Raw genomic sequence first — 16,950 nt, 5'->3', positions numbered from 1 at the left:
CAGGTCACTCATTGCGAGATCCAGATGCTTGATCTATCGCCATTCTGATCAATGAAGAGGCGAGTGCAGAGCGTGATATCGGTGGTTTCGAATTCGACGACGCGGGCCTGGGCGATTGCGATCGCGCTCGGATTTCTGATCGGCGCCTGCACGACTCTTGGGGCCGAGGACGTATCCGACTCCGCCAAGCTGACCATGGGGGTTGGAACCCCGGTGCCGGCGGCGGGTGAGACGCCTTCGGTGGGGACGGGTTCGCGCGACGCGGCCGATGACCCGGAAATCTGGGTGGACCCCGCGGACCCGACCCGAGGCGTGATCATCGGCACCGACAAGCAGGCAGGGCTCTACGTCTATGGGCTGGACGGTCGCCAGATGCAGTACGTGCCTGGCGGCAAGCCCAACAATGTTGACCTGCGCGGCGGTTTCCCGGGGCCGAAGGGCCCGGTTGTGCTGGTGGCGGCCTCGGACCGCGGGCGCGCCGGAGCCGCGCTCTATAGGCTCGATCCGGCGACCCTGAAACTCGCGTTCTGGGGCGTGGTGAAGCTCGATCTGGTCGAGCCCTATGGCCTGTGCCTGGCGAAGCGTGGCGAGACTTTCGTGATGGTCGTCAACTCCACCGATGGCCAGGTGCGGCAGTACGCCGTGACGACCGGTCCGCGCGGACGACCGGCAATAAAGGAGGAGCGACGGTTCGCGCTGGCCACCCAGCCGGAGGGTTGCGTCGCAGACGAGGCGGCTGGTCGGCTCTATATCGGCGAGGAGGGCCGCGGCGTTTGGCGCTATGACCTGGGGACCGGTCCGGCCCAGGGCGAACTGATCGCCGAGGCGCCGTCGGACATGCTGAAGCCCGACGTGGAGGGCCTAGCGCTGCTGCGCGAGGGCGCGACGACCTGGCTGATCGCCTCCAGCCAGGGCGACTCCGCCTTTGCGGTCTGGCGCGTGGATGGCGCGCAGCCGGAGTATCGCGGCCGGTTCAGCGTGATGGCCGGCGGCGGCGCAGACAATGTCACGGGCACCGACGGCGTCGCGGCGCTGGGCGGTCGCGTGGGGGCGTTTCCGGAGGGGCTGGTGGTCATGCAGGACGACGTGGAGGAGACCGGCGCCGGCGCTGGCGGACCCCGCGCGCTGCAGAACTTCAAGTTGGTGGATTGGCGCGAGGTGAAGAAGGCGCTGGGGCTTTAGGCCAACAAACCCCGTCTCGCCGCCTCGACGGACTTCCGACTCAGATTATGCGGTTAACCCTCGATTAAGGGTGTCGGCGCGTACTTAACGCATCGTTACCCGGGGCTGCTTCGGGCTGGGGGGTCCGAGGCGCCGAGGTCCGTATTTCTGGAGGGACAGGACGTCCATGGCCATCTCGCTTTCGGCGCCGCGCGCCACGGAACTGAAGCCCCGGATCGTCGTGTTCGGCATCGGCGGCGCCGGCGGCAATGCGGTCAACAATATGATCGAAGCGGGCCTCGAGGGCGTGGAGTTCGTCGTCGCCAACACCGACGCGCAGCAGCTTCAGTTCGCCAAGACCAACATGCGCATCCAGCTGGGCGTGCAGGTGACGCAGGGCCTCGGCGCCGGCGCGCACCCCGAAGTCGGCATGAGCGCGGCTGAGGAGAGCATTCCGGAGATCGGCGAGCAACTCGACGGCGCTCACATGGTGTTCATCACCGCCGGAATGGGCGGCGGCACCGGCACCGGCGCCGCGCCGATCATCGCCAAGTGCGCCCGCGAGCGCGGCATCCTCACCGTCGGCGTGGTGACCAAGCCCTTCCACTTCGAGGGTCGCCACCGGATGCGCCTGGCTGACGCCGGAATCACTGAGCTGCAGCGCTATGTCGACACCCTGATCGTCATCCCCAATCAGAACCTGTTCCGCGTGGCCAATGAGCGGACGACCTTCGCCGAGGCGTTCGGCATGGCCGACCAGGTGCTGCACTCGGGCGTGCGCTCGATCACCGACCTCATGGTGCTGCCGGGCCTGATCAATCTGGACTTCGCCGATGTGCGCACGGTGATGACCGAGATGGGCAAGGCGATGATGGGCACTGGCGAGGCCGGCGGCGATGACCGTGCGCTGATGGCCGCCCAGAACGCGATTCAGAACCCGTTGCTCGACGAAGTGTCCCTGAAGGGCGCCAAGGCCGTTCTGGTGAACGTGACCGGCGGGCTCGACATGACCCTGCTGGAAGTCGACGAGGCGGCCAACGCCATCTCCGAGCAGGTCGATCCGGAAGCCAACATCATCTTCGGAGCGGCGTTCGATCCGAGCCTTGAAGGCATGATCCGCGTTAGCGTGGTGGCCACCGGCATGGATGGCGCCTCGATCGCCGCTATCGAACCCAAGGTTGAGCGTCGGGCTCTGACCGCCGAACCCCTGCGGGCCACGGTGTCTGTCCCGACCACCGAGCCGATGCCGGAACCCGTCGCCCAGCCCGAGCCGCTGGACGTGGCGGCCCGCGAGACGGCGGAGCAGGTGGACATCTTCGATCTGGCCCAGGCCGAGCTGGCGGAAACCGCACCGGTCGCCGCGCGCGAGCCGGCGGTGGTCGAGCCCGTTGCGGCGGAGGCTGCGGATGCGCCTCTGTTTGCAGAAGCGCCCTATGAGCCGCGCAAGCCGCGCGGCGGCTTCATGAGCATCTTCGGGGGCCGCAAGCCCGGCTATGGCGCTGAACCGGTCGCCCGGACCGCGCCGGCGCCGGCTCCGACTCCCGCGCCGTCTCGCGGCGGCGCGCAGCCGGCGGAGGCGCTCGACGCCGAGCCCGATACAGCCGAGGATCTGGAGATCCCCTCCTTCCTGCGCCGCTTGGCCAACTGATCCTTCCTTCTGGAGTCATCCCGGAGTTCGCGCCCGCGAATGTCCGGGATGTCACGGATGAGGTCGAGGCGACGGATAGATAGTCCTGTAAAGTCAGCGCCATGCGACCAAGCGACCACAGCGCTGCGTCTGCGAAACACTGAGAAACAAGACGTGCCTTGTGGGTCGGCGCCAACCGACTTAGCCAGCGTGTTGGGGGCTCAAGGTTCGCCGCGTAGGTTTCTGGAAAGGTCCGCCTTGGCCGCGTTTCAGCACACTGTCCGCACTCCGGCGCTTTTCGCCGGCGTGGGCGTTCACACTGGCGCCTATGTGCGCGTGGCCGTACAGCCCGCGCCGGTGGACACCGGCATCGTCTTCATACGCACCGACATAACGGATCGCGAAGCGCGCATCGCCGCGACCGCCGAGGCCGTCTGCCGCACGGAGCTCGGCACCGTGATCGGCAACGACGCCGGAGTCACGGTTTCGACCATCGAGCACCTGATGGCGGCGCTGGCGATGCTGGGCGTCGACAATGCGGTCGTCGAGCTAGACGGGCCGGAAATGCCGATCCTGGACGGATCAGCGCAACCCTTCGTGCGCGGCCTGGACCGCACCGGCCTCCGCGCCCAGGAAGCGCCGCGACGCTTCATCGAGATCCTCGAGACTGTGGAAGTTGTCGAAGGCGACAAGCGCGCGACACTGAAGCCGGCCCTGGGGTTCGAGATCGCGTTCGAGATCGCCTTTGACAGCGCCGCCATCGGCCGCCAGTCGATCGACATGCCCATGGACGAACAGGCGTTTCGCGAGGAACTGGCGGATTGCCGGACATTCGGCTTCCTGGCTGACGTCGAGTACCTGCGGACCAAAGGGCTGGCCCGCGGCGGCTCGATGGAGAACTGCGTGGTCATCGACGGCGGAACAGTGCTGAACCCCGAGGGTCTGCGTCGTCCGGATGAGTTCGTGCGGCACAAGGCGCTGGACGCCATTGGCGACCTCTATGTGCTGGGCGCGCCGCTGCTGGGCCGATTCGAAGGCGTGCTGGCCGGGCATGGCCTCAACAATGCTGTGGTCCGCGCCCTGATGGCTCGACCGGAGGCCTGGAGGGTCTGCACCCTGGCCGAGGCGCTCCGGGAAGCGGTCTGAGTCCGCGTCAGAAGCCGACGAAGACCGTCGCCTCTTTCACGCTCTTGCGCTCCGAGACCACCGCATTGGCGGGGAAGCTCTCATCTGGCCAGCCGAGCGCGATGCTCTTCATGATGACCTGATCCTCGGCGATGCCGGCGTGTTCGCGCACCACCGGCGACTGCATGATGCCCTGGCTGTTGATCACCGCGCCAAGTCCGCGGGACCAGGCGGCGTTGACCAGGGCGGTGGCCACGGCGCCGCAGTCGAACGGCGCATCGTCCATGCCCTCCAGTTCCTTGTCGAAGGTCACGATGATGCACACCGGCGCATCGAACTGGCGGAACCCGCGCAGCACCCAGTCCTGGCGGCCTTCCTTGTCATCGCGGGTGATCCCCATGGCGCCGAACAACTGCTTGGCCACGCCGACCTGCCGGTCACGATGTTTGCCCTCGAACCCCTTCGTCCCGATCCGGAACTCACGCGATTGCGGCACGCCCGCCAGATTGCGTTCGGTGTTGCCCTTGCGGATCCGATCCAACGGCTCGCCGGCAATGACGTAGAAGTTCCACGGCTGGGTGTTCATCGACGAGGGCGCCCGCATGGCCAGCGTGATGATTTCCTCGATCAGCTCCCGCGGCACAGGATCGGGCTTGTAGCCGCGGATGCTGCGGCGGCCCATGATCACGTCGTCGAACTGCATTTGAGATTCCCCATACCGTCGCCGCTGTCTTATGGGCCCTGCGCCTCGACCTCAACGGCGCCGCAGGGGAGGGGCCGCGCGCGGCGCCATGTCCAGTCCGCGCGCGCGGGGGCGCATCGGTGCGGAAACCGACTTGGTCCACTGCTGACACACTCTGTCGGCAGGCTCGTGTAAGGTGCGCGCCATAGGAGAAAAGCCGCCATGGCCGATGATGCGATCGCGACGCTGGACGCACTCTACGCAAAGCCCCATCCAATCGTTTCGGCGAAGGATGTCGGCTGGGTGGATCCGCACGGTCGACGGTTCATCGCGTTATCGCCCTTCGTGGCGCTGGCCAGCGTAGGTCCCACCGGGGCGGTGGATGTCTCGCCGCGCGGCGGCGGGCCGGGGTTCGTGCATGTCTCCGAGGACGGCAAGACGCTGACCCGCCCGGACCGGCCCGGCAACAATCGCCTGGATAGCCTGCGGAACATCGCCGAGGGATCTGGCGAGGTGGGGCTGATGTTCATGATCCCGGGCATCGACGACATCTACCGGGTCAACGGCGTCGCCCGCGTGGTGGCCGATCCTGCGGTGGCGCTTGAGCACTTGGAATCCGGCAAAGCGCCCAAGACGATGTTGGTGATCGATGTGCGCGAGGCCTATCTGCACTGCCCCAAGGCGCTGATGCGTTCGGACCTGTGGGGCGACAGCCACCGTGTGGACCGGGCCAGCTTGCCGTCGTTGTCGGAGATGGTCTCGGACCAGCTGGGACTGGCCAAACCCAAGGCGACCCATGCCGAACAGGTGGCGAGCCTGCGCGAGAGCCTCTGAACGGCGCCGTTTGATCGCCACAGTCGCTGGTGTAGAGAACGGTGCCGCGTCGGCGTGCGTCGGTTTCGAGGTGATGGTGAAGGTTTCGAAGACTCCGGTTCGTGCGGTTGGCCTCGCCGCCCTCTGTGCGTTGAGCCTGGCGGCCTGCGCCAGCAACGACAAGAAGCCCCGGCTGGTCTATGAGGAGCGGCCGGTGGAGCTCCTCTACGCCACTGGCGCTGACCGGCTGGACCGGCGCCAGTGGAATCAGGCCGTCGGCTACTTCCAGGAAGTGGAACGGCAGCATCCCTATTCGGAGTGGTCGCGTCGGGCGATTCTGATGCAGGCCTACGCTCACTACCAAAGCAACGACTATGCCGAAGCCATCGGGGACGCGGAGCGGTTCATCCAGCTCTATCCGGGCAATCCGGCGGCGGCCTACGCGCACTACATCAAGGCTATCTGCTACTTCGAGCAGATCGTGGATGTGAACCGCGACCAGGCGGCGACGGGTCAGGCGCTGGCCGCCCTGCGCGACGTGGTGCAGCGCTATCCGCGGACGGAGTACGCCGCCGATGCGCGGCTGAAGATCGACATGGTCAATGACCAGCTGGCCGGCAAGGAAATGACCATCGGGCGCTGGTATCTGCGCCAGGGCGACACGCTTGCGGCGGCCAACCGGTTCCGCACCGTGATCGAACGCTACCAGACTACGAGCCATGCGCCCGAGGCGCTCTATCGGCTGGTGGAGACCTATCTGACGCTGGGACTCGCAGACGAGGCCAAGCGCAATGGCGCTGTGCTCGGCCACAATTATCCGGGCGATATCTGGTATGCTGACGCCTACCGTTTGCTGACTTCGCGCGGGCTGCGCCCGGCGGTGGAGCCGGCGAGCGGCGGCGGTCGCGGGATTTTCCGGCTGCCGTTCACCCGCGACAAGGACAAGACCGTGACCCCGCCGCAGGCCGAGGCGCCTGCCTCTGCGCCTTCAGCGGGATAGGGCCTTCTGGCGAAGCTGATTCCGTACGATCCTGGCGGGCGATGCTGATTGGCCTGCAGATCCGTGACGTGGTGCTGATCGAGGCGCTTGACCTCTCGATCGGGCCGGGCCTGACCGTGCTCACCGGCGAGACCGGCGCGGGAAAATCGATCCTGCTGGACGCACTGGGCCTGGCGACGGGCGCGCGTGGCGACGCCGGGCTGGTGCGGACCGGCGCGGCCCAGGCGACCGCGAGTGCGGCCTTCGCGCCGCCGGCGGATCATCCGGTCTGGGCGCTGCTGGATGACAAGGGGCTCTCCTACGCGCGGGACGAGGATCTGGTGCTTCGGCGCGTGCTCTCGGCCGACGGGCGCAGCCGCGCCTTCGTCAATGACCAGGCCACCGGAGTCGGCGTGCTGCGCGAACTGGGCGCGGCGTTGATGGAAGTCCATGGTCAGCACGAGACGGTGGGCCTGCTGGACGCGCGCACGCACCGTCCTCTTTTGGACGCCTATGCCGGGCTGGACGGCGCCTACGCGCGATCGGCCTGGGAGGCCTGGCGAGCGGCGCGGGAACAGGTGGCGGCGCTGAAGGACGCCGCGGGCCGCGGCGCGGCGGAGCGGGAGGAGATCGCCTTCCGCCTGGAGGAGATCGACAGACTGGATCCGCGCGAGGGCGAGGAGACGGAACTGGCCGAGGCGCGTGCGGTGTTGGGCGGGTCAGAGAAGGCGTTGGCCGATATCGAGTCTGCACGCGGCGCGTTCGAGGGGTTGGGTGGGCGGACGGCCCAGGCGATCCGGGCCCTCGAGCGCGCGCGCGAGCGGGCGATCACCGCGGGCGCGACGGCCGACGGCTTGGCCGTCCAACGGCTGGCAGCAGCTGCAGAGGCGCTGGATCGGGTGCTGGTGGAGGCGGGCGAGGCCGAGGCGGCGATCGATTCTGCGGCCCAGGCTTTTGAGTTCGAACCGGACCGGCTGGAGGCGGCGGAGGCGCGGCTGTTCGACCTGCGCGGGCTGGCGCGCAAGCTGGGCGTGACGGTGGATGCGCTGCCGGCCTTGCGCCTGGAGTTGGCTGGACGGCTGGCGGCGGTGGAGGGCGCGGACGCGGCGCTTGAGGTGGCTGAAGCGGAGGCGGCGAAAGCGCGTGCGGGCTATCTCGACGCGGCGCGCGCGTTGTCGGCCGTCCGGACGTCGGCGGGCGAGACCTTGGCGCAGGCCGTGATGGCGGAGCTCGGGCCGCTGAAGCTGGAGAAGGCGCGGTTCCATGTGGCGGTCGAAGCGCTCGATGAGGCGCGTGCCGGACCGACCGGGATGGATCGCGTCGCCTTTGAGATCGCCACCAATCCCGGCGCGCCGTTCGGCGAACTGGGCGCCATCGCTTCGGGCGGGGAGTTGGCGCGACTGGCCCTGGCGCTCAAGGCGGCCCTGGCCGGACGCGGGTCGGGTGCTCAGCCGCTGATGATCTTCGATGAGGTGGACCAGGGAGTCGGCGGCGCGGTGGCCGATGCCGTGGGGCTTCGGCTGAAACGGTTGGCGGCCCCCAGCCGAGGGAGAATGGGCGCCCAGGTTCTGGTGGTGACCCACTCGCCGCAGGTGGCGGCGCGGGCCGATGCCCACTGGCGGGTGGCCAAGGCTGGCGAAGGCGAACAGGTGCGCACCACGGTGGCGCCGCTGAGCCCAGCCGAGCGTGAGGAAGAAATCGCCCGCATGCTGGCCGGCGCTGAGATCACCGACGCCGCCCGCGCGGCGGCCCGGGCGCTGATGGCGGCTTGAGGATGGGCGCGATGATCTCAGAGTCCGAAGCGGCGGCGGAGTTGGCGCGGCTGGCTGAACGGATCGCGGCGCATGATCTGGCCTATCACCGGGACGATGCGCCGAGCATCTCTGACGCCGAGTACGATGCGCTGAAGGCCCGGAACGCAGAGTTGGAGGCGCTCTATCCGCATCTGACTCGGCCGGATTCGCCCAGCCTGAGGGTCGGCGCGGCGCGGGCGGAGCAGTTCGCGGCGGTCGAGCATGGCGCGCCGATGCTGAGCCTGGACAACGCGTTTTCCGATGCCGACGCGGCCGACTTCGACGCGCGGGTGAAGCGGTTCCTGCGGCTAGACGAGCCCGTAGCCTATACCGCCGAGCCCAAGATCGACGGCCTCTCCTGTTCCATCCGCTATGAACGCGGAGTGCTCGTGCAGGCGGCGACGCGGGGCGACGGGCGGATGGGCGAGGATGTCACCGCCAATGTGGCCACGGTTGAAGAAATCCCCCGGCGATTGTCGGGCGCGGGCTGGCCGGAGGTGATCGAGATTCGCGGCGAGGTCTATCTGGGCCATGCGGAGTTCGCGGCGCTGAACGCCGCAGCGGAAGCCGCGGGCGCCAAAACCTACGCCAATCCGCGCAACGCGGCGGCCGGGTCGCTGCGTCAGATCGACGCCGGCGTCACGGCGCAGAGGCCGCTTCGGTTCTTCGCCTATGCCTGGGGACTGGTGAGCGCGCCGTTCGCCGAGACGCAATGGGAGGCGCTGGCCCGGCTGCGGGACTGGGGATTCCCGGTGACGCCGCAGTCGTCTCGGGTGGTTGGGCACGAGGGTCTGGTCGAGGCCTATGGGCGAATGGAAGCGGCCCGGCCGCATCTGGGCTTCGATATCGACGGGGTGGTCTACAAGGTGGACCGGCTGGACTGGCAGCAGCGGCTGGGCTTCGTCAGTCGAGCGCCACGCTGGGGCGTGGCGCGGAAATTCCCGGCCGAGCAGGCGCGGACAATGCTGGAGGCGATCGACATCCAGGTGGGACGCACGGGCGCGCTGACCCCGGTGGCGCGGCTGACGCCGGTGACGGTCGGCGGCGTGGTGGTGACCAACGCCACGCTGCACAACGCCGACGAGATCGCCCGACTGGACGCGCGGCCGGGCGACACGGTGATCGTGCAGCGAGCGGGCGATGTGATCCCGCAGATCCTTGGCGTGGTGGATGCGGACCGGTCCGGGCGGGGGGAGGCCTTCGCATTTCCCCATGTCTGCCCCTGTGACCTCAAGACCGAAGTCGTGCGGGAGACCACCCATTCGGGCGCGGAGACGATCGTCCGGCGGTGCTCCGGCGAGTTCGCCTGCCCGTTCCAGAAGCTGGCGCACCTGCGCCACTTCGTGAGCCGACGGGCGTTCGACATCGAAGGCCTGGGGGAGAAGCAGCTGGCGTTGTTCGTCGAGCAGGGCTGGATCTCCGCGCCGGCGGACATCTTCCGGCTGCACGAAAAGCGCGAGGCGCTGCTGGCGCTTGAGCGCTTTGGCGAGACCAGCGTGGCGAACCTTATCGACGGGATCGAGGCGCGACGGCCGATCAGCCTCGACCGGTTCATCTATGGCCTGGGCGTGCGGCACATCGGCGAGACGACGGCGACGGTGATGGCGAGGGGCTATGGAACCGTCGAGGCGTTTCTGGACGCCATGGACCGGGTGGCGGCGCGGGACGCCGAGGCCATCGAAGAACTCGACGCCATGGACCAGATCGGCGCGGCTGTGATCGAAGCGGCCTCGGCCTTCTTCGCTGAGGACCACAACCGGGCCATGGTGCGCGACCTGAACGCCCAGCTCTCGGTGCAGGCGGCGGAACAGCCCAAGACCGATACAGCGGTGGCGGGTAAGACGGTGGTGTTCACCGGTGCGCTCGAGCGGATGACGCGAGATGAGGCCAAGGCCCAGGCCGAGCGGCTGGGCGCCAAGGTCTCGGGTTCGGTGTCCAAGAAGACTGATATTGTCGTGGCGGGGCCGGGCGCGGGTTCAAAGTTGAAGACCGCCGCTGAACTGGGGATCCAGGTGCTGAGCGAGGACGAGTGGCTGGCCATGGTCGGGGCCTGAGGTGGTGACCGCGCCGGCGGAGCCGACTGTTCAGCGGATGGTGGAGATCGGGTTCGACCGCCTGCGGGCGCATCTGCTAAACCAAGCCGAACTGATCTTCATCGAGGCGCTGTCCCGGCAGCCGGATCATGCGGCGGCGCGCCGGCTGATCGGGGTGGCGCGGTGCAAGATGGGGCGGTTCCAGGAGGGGTTGGCGGACTTGCGGGCCGCTACGATCCTTGCGCCGGGACTGGAAGTGGCGTGGAACGACCTCGCGGTGGCGTTGCGCGACACCGGCGATGCGACTGGCGCGACCGAGGCCCATGCCAGAGCCGCCTCGATCCGGGCGCAGGATCCTGCGGCGGGGCCGCTCTCCGCGCTAACGGCGCTGGCCTTCGCGACGGATCGGGCGATCCATCGCTTCGAGCTCGGGGACTATCCCTATGTGGCCACGATCCGGCACGGCGGGGGGCGGCCCTCGCATCCCAAGCTCACGGCGATCCTGGAAGGCGGGAGGGGCGGGTATGAAGGCCTGATTGATGAGATGGCTGCGCTCGGTGATCACTTCGGGGCAATCCCCATGGGCGGCGACGGGACCGAGGCCCACCCCTACTGGCTGAACGCCTGGTGCCCGCCGTTGGACGGAATGGCGATCACCGCGATGCTGAAACGGCATAAGCCCCGGCTGTTCGTGGAGGTGGGCTCTGGCGTGTCCACCAAGTTCGCCCGCCAGGCGATCCGGAGGCTGGGCCTAACGACGCGGATCGTCTCGATCGACCCGGAGCCGCGAAATGAGGTCGACAAGCTCTGTGACCAGGTGATCCGCAAGCCTTTGGAGCATTGCGACCCGGCGATGTTCGACGTGCTGCAAGCCGGCGACATCGTCTTCCTCGATAGTTCACACAGGGCCTTCCAGGGTTCGGACGTGACGGTGTTCTTCCTGGAGATCCTGCCGCGCCTGAAGCCCGGCGTGATCGTGCAGGTGCACGACATCTACCTCCCCGACGATTACATATCCGGCCACGTCGACCGCATGTGGAATGAGCAGTACCTGCTGGCGACAGCACTGCTCTTCGGCGAGGCGTTCGAGGTCCTGTTTCCGGCGTGGTGGGCCGGTCGCGACCCGGCGCTCCGCGCGCGGCTCACCGAGACGGTGTGTATCGGGCCGCTGGCGGGCTTGGACCCCTATGGCGCGTCGTTCTGGATGCACAAGCGGGGGTAGGCAAGGGCGCGGGCCATACCCAGATTTCAGGCGAAACACACGAAGCGGCGGGTCGGCGGCTACAAGTCCGGTCTTGAGCACTGTGTGCAGTCGCTGAAACAGGACACGCCGATGGACGGAACTCCCGCCCCTTCAACCCGGGTCATCGACCGGGAGGCTCTGCTCGCCAAGTACCGGGCCGAGCGCGACAAGCGGCTTCGGCCCGATGGAAACGCCCAGTATCTGGAGCTGAAGGGCGGACGCTTCGCCCACTATCTGGAAGATCCTTACACGCCCTTCGTAGAGCGCGAACCCAAGACCGATCACGTGACCTTCGCCTTCGTCGGCGGCGGGTTTGCGGGGCTGGTCACCGGGGCGCGGCTGGTGGAGGCCGGCGTCAAGGACGTGCGGATCGTGGAGAAGGGCGGCGACTTCGGCGGCACCTGGTACTGGAACCGCTATCCTGGCGCGCAGTGCGACACGGCCTCAATGGTCTATATGCCGCTGCTCGAAGAGACCGGCCACATGCCCAGTGAGAAGTACGCTCATGCGCCGGAAATCCTGGCGCAGTGCCAGCGGATCGGCCGGCAGTATCAACTCTACGACAACGCGCTGTTCCACACTGAGATCACCAGCCTGGACTGGGATCAGGCGGGACAGCGCTGGGTGATCCGCACCAACCGCGGCGACCGGTTCACAGCGAGCTTCATCGGACTGGGCACCGGGCCGCTGCATGTGCCCAAGCTGCCGGGCATCCCGGGCATTGAGGATTTCAAGGGCCACAGCTTCCACACCAGCCGCTGGGACTATGACTACACGGGGGGCGATCCCCTGGGCGCACCGATGGACAAGCTCGCTGACAAGCGCGTGGCGATCATTGGCACAGGCGCCACTTCGGTGCAGGCGGTTCCGCACTTGGCCAAGACCGCCAAGCAGTTGCTGGTCTTCCAGCGCACGCCCTCGTCCATTGACGTCCGGGCCAACGCGCCGATCGATCCGGAGTGGTTCCAGGGCATCGCCGAAGAAGGCTGGCAGCAGCGCTGGCTGGAGAACTTCACCGACAACCAGGCCATGGGCGACGCGAAGGAAGATCTGGTTCAGGACGGCTGGACAGACCTCTCGCGCCGCATCCGCGCCCGCATCTCAAGCCTGCCACCCGAGCAACGCAACCCGCTAGGCATGCTGGCCGCCTTTGAACAATCCGACTTCGAAAAGATGGAAGAAATCCGCGACCGTGTAGACCAGATCGTCGGTGACCGTGAGACGGCCGAGAAGCTGAAGGCCTGGTACCGCCAGCTCTGCAAGCGGCCCTGCTTCCACGACGCCTATCTGCAGGCGTTCAACAATCCCAATGTCCGGCTGATCGACACCGACGGGAAGGGCGTAGAGCGGATCACCGAGCAGGGTCTGATGGTGGCCGGGGTCGAGTATGAAGTCGACTGCATCATCTATGCCTCGGGTTTCGAAGTCGGCACCGAGTACAAGCGCCGCGCGGGCTTTGACGTAACCGGCCGCGATGGGCTGACGCTGAGCCAGGCCTGGGCCGAGGGCATGAGGTCGAAGCACGGCATCCACGTGCACGGCTTCCCCAATCTCTTCTTCGTTTCGCCGACCCAGGGCGCAAACCTGATCTCGAACGTCCCGCACAACCTCACCGATTCCGGGCGCACCATCGCGGCCGTCGTGAAGCATGCCTTGGATCTCGGCGCGCACGAGGTCGAGGTGACCCAGGAGGCGCAGGACGCGTGGGTCAATCTGCTGCTGACGGGTCCGGGCCGGATGATGATGGGCTCGTCCGACTGCACGCCCGGCTATTACAACAATGAGGGCCAGGATGCCGGCCTGGCGGCGAAGTACAATGTCGGTTACCCAGCCGGCGCGTCGGCCTATTTCCGCTACATCGACGCTTGGCGGAAGTCCGGGGCGTTCGAGGGACTGGCGTTCCGATAGCGCCTGCCCGCGCGACCTACGGACCGCGGGCCGTGACGATCCAGGTGGCGGAGTCGAGCTTGACGCCCTCAGGGCCTTCGTGAGCGGCGAGCGCGGCGCGGACCGAGGCGATCGCGGCGTCGCGGCTGCTTGGATTGTCGCGCAACAGGGCGCCTAGGGGGCCGACCTTCATAGAGAGGCCCAAGGTGGTCGCCAGATCGCCCCCGCCGATCTTTTCATTGTGCGGGGTCAGCACGATGTCGCTGAAGCCCGCAGCACCAAGGATTCTGCGCACGCGGTCGGGATCGGCGAAGGCGAAGGGGCCGGGCGATCCAGGCGGCGGCGGCGGCGCGGGCGGCGGCAGGTGAGGCGCGGCGGCGGCCATGGGGAGCGTCATGATCGGGTTCTCCGCCGGCGCACGCCAGCAGACGAAGACCAGCCGCCCGCCGGGCTTCAGGGCTCGGCGCAGATTGGTGAAGGCGGCCTCGGGATCTGCGAAGAACATCACCCCGAAGCGCGAGAAGACGGCGTCGAAGCTCGCAGGCTCGAACGCGTAGGTTTGTGCGTCAGCTTCCAGGAAGGCGATGTTGGCGCGCCCTCCGATCCGGCCGCGTGCGACCTCAAGCATAGGGCGGGAGATATCGGCCCCGACGGCTTCGGCGCCCGTATCGGCGAGCGCCAGCGTGGTCTCGCCTGAGCCGCAGCCGACGTCCAGCACGCGGCGGCCCGGCCCCAGGTCGAGCTCGGCCATGGCGCGACGGCCGAGCGGGGCGAGCTGCCGGTCGAGCGCTGGCTGCAGGGCGGCCCAGGTGGGACCTGCCTGTTCGTTCCAGTAGGTGATCTGCTGGGCGTTGGCCGGTTCGGTCATAGGGGTGCGCAAGCCTCTTGTAGCCAGCCCTTGATATCGGATTCCACGAGCGGGCCCACCGCCGCCAGCACGCGGGCGTGGTAGGCGTCGAGTTGCGCCCGGAGCTCAGGGGGCAGCATCTCGGCGACGATCAGGCGCCGGTCGATGGGGGCGAGCGTGAGGGTCTCGAAGCCCAGCATAGGCCGCTCGCCGCCGGCGATGACCTCAGCGGGTGTGACCACCTGGAGGTTCTCGATGCGGATGCCGTAGGCGCCTTCCTTGTAGTAGCCGGGCTCGTTGGAGAGGATCATGCCGGGCTTGAGTGCGACGGTGTTGGGCGCCTTGGAGATCCGCTGCGGACCCTCGTGGACGCCCAGATAGCTGCCGACGCCGTGGCCGGTGCCGTGGTCGTAGTCGAGACCCCGGTTCCAGAGTGCGGCGCGGGCCAGGATGTCGAGCGCGGAGCCCGTGGTCCCGGCCGGGAAGCGAATGGCGGCCAGCGCCAGATGGCCAATCAGCACCAGGGTGAAGCGCTCGCGCATCTCGGGCGACGGCTCGCCAATGGCCACGGTGCGGGTGATGTCGGTGGTGCCGTCGAGATACTGGGCCCCGGAGTCGACCAGCAGCAGGGAGCCGGCTTCAGTGCGCTTGTTGAGCCGGGTCGTCGGCCGATAGTGGACGATGGCGCCGTTGGAGGCGGCCCCGGCGATGGTGTCGAAGGAGAGATCCTTCAGCGCGCCGGTGGCCTCGCGGAAGCCTTCCAGCTTCGAGACCGCTTCGATCTCATCGGGCGGGTTGGTCTGACCGTCTGTCGCCAGCCAATGGAGGAATCTGGCCACTGCCGCGCCGTCGCGGATGTGGGCCTGGCGGGACCCCTCGATCTCAACCGGGTTCTTGCACGCGCGGGGCAAAGCGCAGGGATCCTCAGCGCGGATCACTTCAGCGCCGGCGGCGGCCAGAGTGTCGAAATACCAGGCCGAGGACTGGGCGGGGTCGACCAACACCTTGGCGCCCTTCAGCTCGGCCAGGGCGGCGGGCAGATCGTCTGGCGTTTCGACCTGCACCTGATTGCCGAGCCAGGCGGGCAGATCGGGCGTCACTTTGACGGGGTCGAGGAAGAGCCGCGCCGAACCGTCTTTTGACAGGATCGCCTGGGCCAGCGGCAGGGGCGAGCGGATCACATCGCCGCCGCGCACATTGAACAGCCAGGCGATCGAGGCGGGCGCCGTGAGCACGGCCGCTTCGGCGCCGCGCGCCGCCAGGTCGGCGCCCAGATGCGCGCGCTTGGCGGCGGACTCTTCGCCCGCATAGGCGAGGGGGTGGGGGACCACCGGCGCGGCGGGCTGGGCGGGTCGGGCGCCGCCCCAGGCGCGATCGACGGGGTTGTCGTTGACCGGGGTTAGAAGCGCGCCGGCCTTCTCGGCGGCGGCCCTGAGCTTGGCCAGCGCGTCGGGGCTGTGAAGCCGGGGATCATAGCCGATGCGCTGCCCGCGCGCGGTGGAGGTTTCGAGGAAGGCCGGGACACCGCCCTCGACCAGATCTCGGATCTCGAACACACCCGTGTCGACCTGATCACGGACCTGCAGGGTGTAGCGGCCGTCAACGAAAACGGCGGCCCGATCCTTGAGGATCACGGCGGCGCCGGCTGAGCCGGTGAAGCCCGTGGCCCATGCCAGCCGGTCATTGGCGGCGGGCAGGTACTCGTTCTGATGTTCGTCCTCGTGCGGCACGAGGAAGCCGTCGAGGCCCTGTTCGGCCATGGCGCGGCGGATCAGCGGCACATGGCGCGGGCCGAATGTGCGATCGGTGCTTTCGTCAAAGGTCTGGCGCATGACTGGGATGTAGTCTGTCGAGGCGCTGGGGCAAAGCCGGAGCTTGACGGCGAGGTCGGCATCGAACCATGGAGCGCCATGGTCCGCACCCGCTGCCAGAATTCGTCGAGCTCCAACGGTCCCGTCCGGGGTCGATGGGTCTTGCGCGCGCCTGGCTAGAGGCTGTTCGAAGACCGCGATCCCGCCGAACCGGCAGGGTCGCATGATGCGCCATCCCTGTCGGCGGCTTTACCGACAGGAGACGACGATGAGCGAAGACCCTAAACCCTGGTTCCCGATACGCACCGAGCGGCTGCTGCTGCGCGAGTTCCGCGTGTCCGATGAGGCCGATGTGCATGCCTATGGCTCTGACCCTGAGGTCTCGCGCTTCATGGACTGGGGGCCGAATGACGCGGCGACCACCCGCGAGGTGATGCAGCGTTGGGCCAGGAGCCAGGAGGTCTGGCCGCGCGACGAGGTGAACCTTGCAGTGGAACACCTAGCCGACGGTCGGGTCATCGGATCGTTCCGACTGGGACTGAAAGCCCCGGGACATCGGACGGCGGACTTCGGGCACAGCTATCACCGGGCCTATTGGCGCCAGGGCTATGCGGCCGAGGCGGCTCGGGCTCTGTTCGCGGTCGGGTTCGGAGACCTGGGACTGCACCGGATCTGGGCTACGGCGGATGTGCGCAACATCGCCTCCTGGCGGCTGCTGGAGAAGCTCGGCATGCGGCGCGAGGCGCACTTCCGCCAGGATGTGTTGGTCAAGGCCGCGTGGCGCGACAGCTTTCTCTACGCCATCCTGGCCGAAGGGCATGGGCGGCGATGAGTCTCGTCGTCGACGCCTCGGTGACTTGATCTTGTCTCGACCTTGTGTCCACGGTCGCGGCGGATCAGACGGCTGGGCGGTCGCGGGCCCTTTCGGGGGTTCGAGGAAAGTCCGGGC

General features: G+C 67.9%; 13 protein-coding genes. 10 read left to right on the top strand and 3 right to left on the bottom strand.

Annotated elements, in window-relative coordinates:
* Positions 1-63: 63 nt before the first annotated feature.
* From ACIQ3R_RS06575 to lpxC, 3 genes are all read left to right on the top strand, one after another.
* Entirely contained in the window at positions 64-1,182 is a 1,119-nt protein-coding gene (locus ACIQ3R_RS06575; protein WP_397416484.1) for a phytase, read from the top strand.
* A 166-nt stretch (positions 1,183-1,348) separates the two neighbouring features.
* Complete coding sequence (ftsZ, locus tag ACIQ3R_RS06570) at positions 1,349-2,809, top strand: cell division protein FtsZ (RefSeq protein WP_397416482.1); 1,461 nt, start codon at positions 1,349-1,351, stop codon at positions 2,807-2,809.
* Positions 2,810-3,046: 237 nt separating this feature from the next.
* A complete protein-coding gene (gene lpxC / locus ACIQ3R_RS06565; RefSeq protein WP_397416480.1) occupies positions 3,047-3,934 on the top strand; it encodes a UDP-3-O-acyl-N-acetylglucosamine deacetylase in 888 nt (295 codons plus the stop codon).
* 7 nt (positions 3,935-3,941) lie between these two features.
* Here the strand turns inward: lpxC and ACIQ3R_RS06560 are convergent, their stop codons facing one another.
* The gene (locus ACIQ3R_RS06560; protein WP_397416478.1) at positions 3,942-4,616 is read right to left on the bottom strand and encodes a nitroreductase; all 675 of its coding nucleotides are present in this window, start codon (positions 4,614-4,616) and stop codon (positions 3,942-3,944) included.
* 201 nt (positions 4,617-4,817) lie between these two features.
* Here ACIQ3R_RS06560 and ACIQ3R_RS06555 point away from each other — a divergent pair, with 201 nt between their 5' ends.
* The 6 genes from ACIQ3R_RS06555 to ACIQ3R_RS06530 all read left to right on the top strand — a co-directional run bounded on the left by ACIQ3R_RS06555 (position 4,818) and on the right by ACIQ3R_RS06530 (position 13,364).
* The gene (locus tag ACIQ3R_RS06555) at positions 4,818-5,429 is read left to right on the top strand and encodes an MSMEG_1061 family FMN-dependent PPOX-type flavoprotein (RefSeq protein WP_397416476.1); all 612 of its coding nucleotides are present in this window, start codon (positions 4,818-4,820) and stop codon (positions 5,427-5,429) included.
* A gap of 73 nt (positions 5,430-5,502) precedes the next feature.
* The gene (locus tag ACIQ3R_RS06550) at positions 5,503-6,408 is read left to right on the top strand and encodes an outer membrane protein assembly factor BamD (protein WP_397416474.1); all 906 of its coding nucleotides are present in this window, start codon (positions 5,503-5,505) and stop codon (positions 6,406-6,408) included.
* Between the two features lie 41 nt (positions 6,409-6,449).
* Entirely contained in the window at positions 6,450-8,159 is a 1,710-nt protein-coding gene (gene recN, locus ACIQ3R_RS06545; RefSeq protein ID WP_397416471.1) for a DNA repair protein RecN, read from the top strand.
* Positions 8,160-8,161: 2 nt separating this feature from the next.
* Complete coding sequence (ligA, locus tag ACIQ3R_RS06540) at positions 8,162-10,234, top strand: NAD-dependent DNA ligase LigA (RefSeq protein WP_397416469.1); 2,073 nt, start codon at positions 8,162-8,164, stop codon at positions 10,232-10,234.
* Between the two features lie 4 nt (positions 10,235-10,238).
* On the top strand, positions 10,239-11,435 hold the full coding sequence (locus ACIQ3R_RS06535) for a class I SAM-dependent methyltransferase (protein WP_397416467.1): 1,197 nt from the start codon (positions 10,239-10,241) through the stop codon (positions 11,433-11,435).
* Positions 11,436-11,546: 111 nt separating this feature from the next.
* On the top strand, positions 11,547-13,364 hold the full coding sequence (locus tag ACIQ3R_RS06530) for a flavin-containing monooxygenase (RefSeq protein ID WP_397416464.1): 1,818 nt from the start codon (positions 11,547-11,549) through the stop codon (positions 13,362-13,364).
* 16 nt (positions 13,365-13,380) lie between these two features.
* On the opposite strand, the gene ACIQ3R_RS06525 is transcribed toward ACIQ3R_RS06530, so the two are convergent.
* Positions 13,381-14,211, bottom strand: a complete 831-nt coding sequence (locus tag ACIQ3R_RS06525; protein WP_397416462.1) for a class I SAM-dependent methyltransferase — start codon at positions 14,209-14,211, stop codon at positions 13,381-13,383.
* A complete protein-coding gene (locus tag ACIQ3R_RS06520; protein WP_397416459.1) occupies positions 14,208-16,022 on the bottom strand; it encodes an aminopeptidase P family protein in 1,815 nt (604 codons plus the stop codon). The genes ACIQ3R_RS06525 and ACIQ3R_RS06520 overlap by 4 nt, the downstream gene beginning before the upstream one ends.
* Before the next feature lie 247 nt (positions 16,023-16,269).
* Between ACIQ3R_RS06520 and ACIQ3R_RS06515 the strand changes: the two genes are divergently transcribed.
* Entirely contained in the window at positions 16,270-16,833 is a 564-nt protein-coding gene (locus ACIQ3R_RS06515; RefSeq protein WP_397416456.1) for a GNAT family N-acetyltransferase, read from the top strand.
* The last annotated feature ends 117 nt before the right edge of the window (positions 16,834-16,950 follow it).

It is taken from the genome of Phenylobacterium sp. (assembly GCF_044371015.1).
In the GTDB taxonomy this organism is placed as follows: Bacteria; Pseudomonadota; Alphaproteobacteria; order Caulobacterales; family Caulobacteraceae; genus Phenylobacterium.
Note: the sequence above shows the minus strand (reverse complement) of the source record. Positions and strands in the feature narration are given on the sequence as shown.

Excerpts from the sequence above, each read along its gene's own strand:
- recN (WP_397416471.1), top strand. The coding sequence starts at position 6,450 with ATGCTGATTGGCCTGCAGATCCGTGACGTGGTGCTGATCGAGGCGCTT.
- ACIQ3R_RS06555 (WP_397416476.1), top strand. The coding sequence starts at position 4,818 with ATGGCCGATGATGCGATCGCGACGCTGGACGCACTCTACGCAAAGCCC.
- ACIQ3R_RS06560 (WP_397416478.1), bottom strand. The coding sequence starts at position 4,616 with ATGCAGTTCGACGACGTGATCATGGGCCGCCGCAGCATCCGCGGCTAC.
- ACIQ3R_RS06530 (WP_397416464.1), top strand. The coding sequence starts at position 11,547 with ATGGACGGAACTCCCGCCCCTTCAACCCGGGTCATCGACCGGGAGGCT.
- ACIQ3R_RS06520 (WP_397416459.1), bottom strand. The coding sequence starts at position 16,022 with ATGCGCCAGACCTTTGACGAAAGCACCGATCGCACATTCGGCCCGCGC.
- ftsZ (WP_397416482.1), top strand. The coding sequence starts at position 1,349 with ATGGCCATCTCGCTTTCGGCGCCGCGCGCCACGGAACTGAAGCCCCGG.
- ligA (WP_397416469.1), top strand. The coding sequence starts at position 8,162 with ATGGGCGCGATGATCTCAGAGTCCGAAGCGGCGGCGGAGTTGGCGCGG.
- ACIQ3R_RS06550 (WP_397416474.1), top strand. The coding sequence starts at position 5,503 with ATGGTGAAGGTTTCGAAGACTCCGGTTCGTGCGGTTGGCCTCGCCGCC.
- ACIQ3R_RS06525 (WP_397416462.1), bottom strand. The coding sequence starts at position 14,211 with ATGACCGAACCGGCCAACGCCCAGCAGATCACCTACTGGAACGAACAG.
- ACIQ3R_RS06515 (WP_397416456.1), top strand. The coding sequence starts at position 16,270 with ATGAGCGAAGACCCTAAACCCTGGTTCCCGATACGCACCGAGCGGCTG.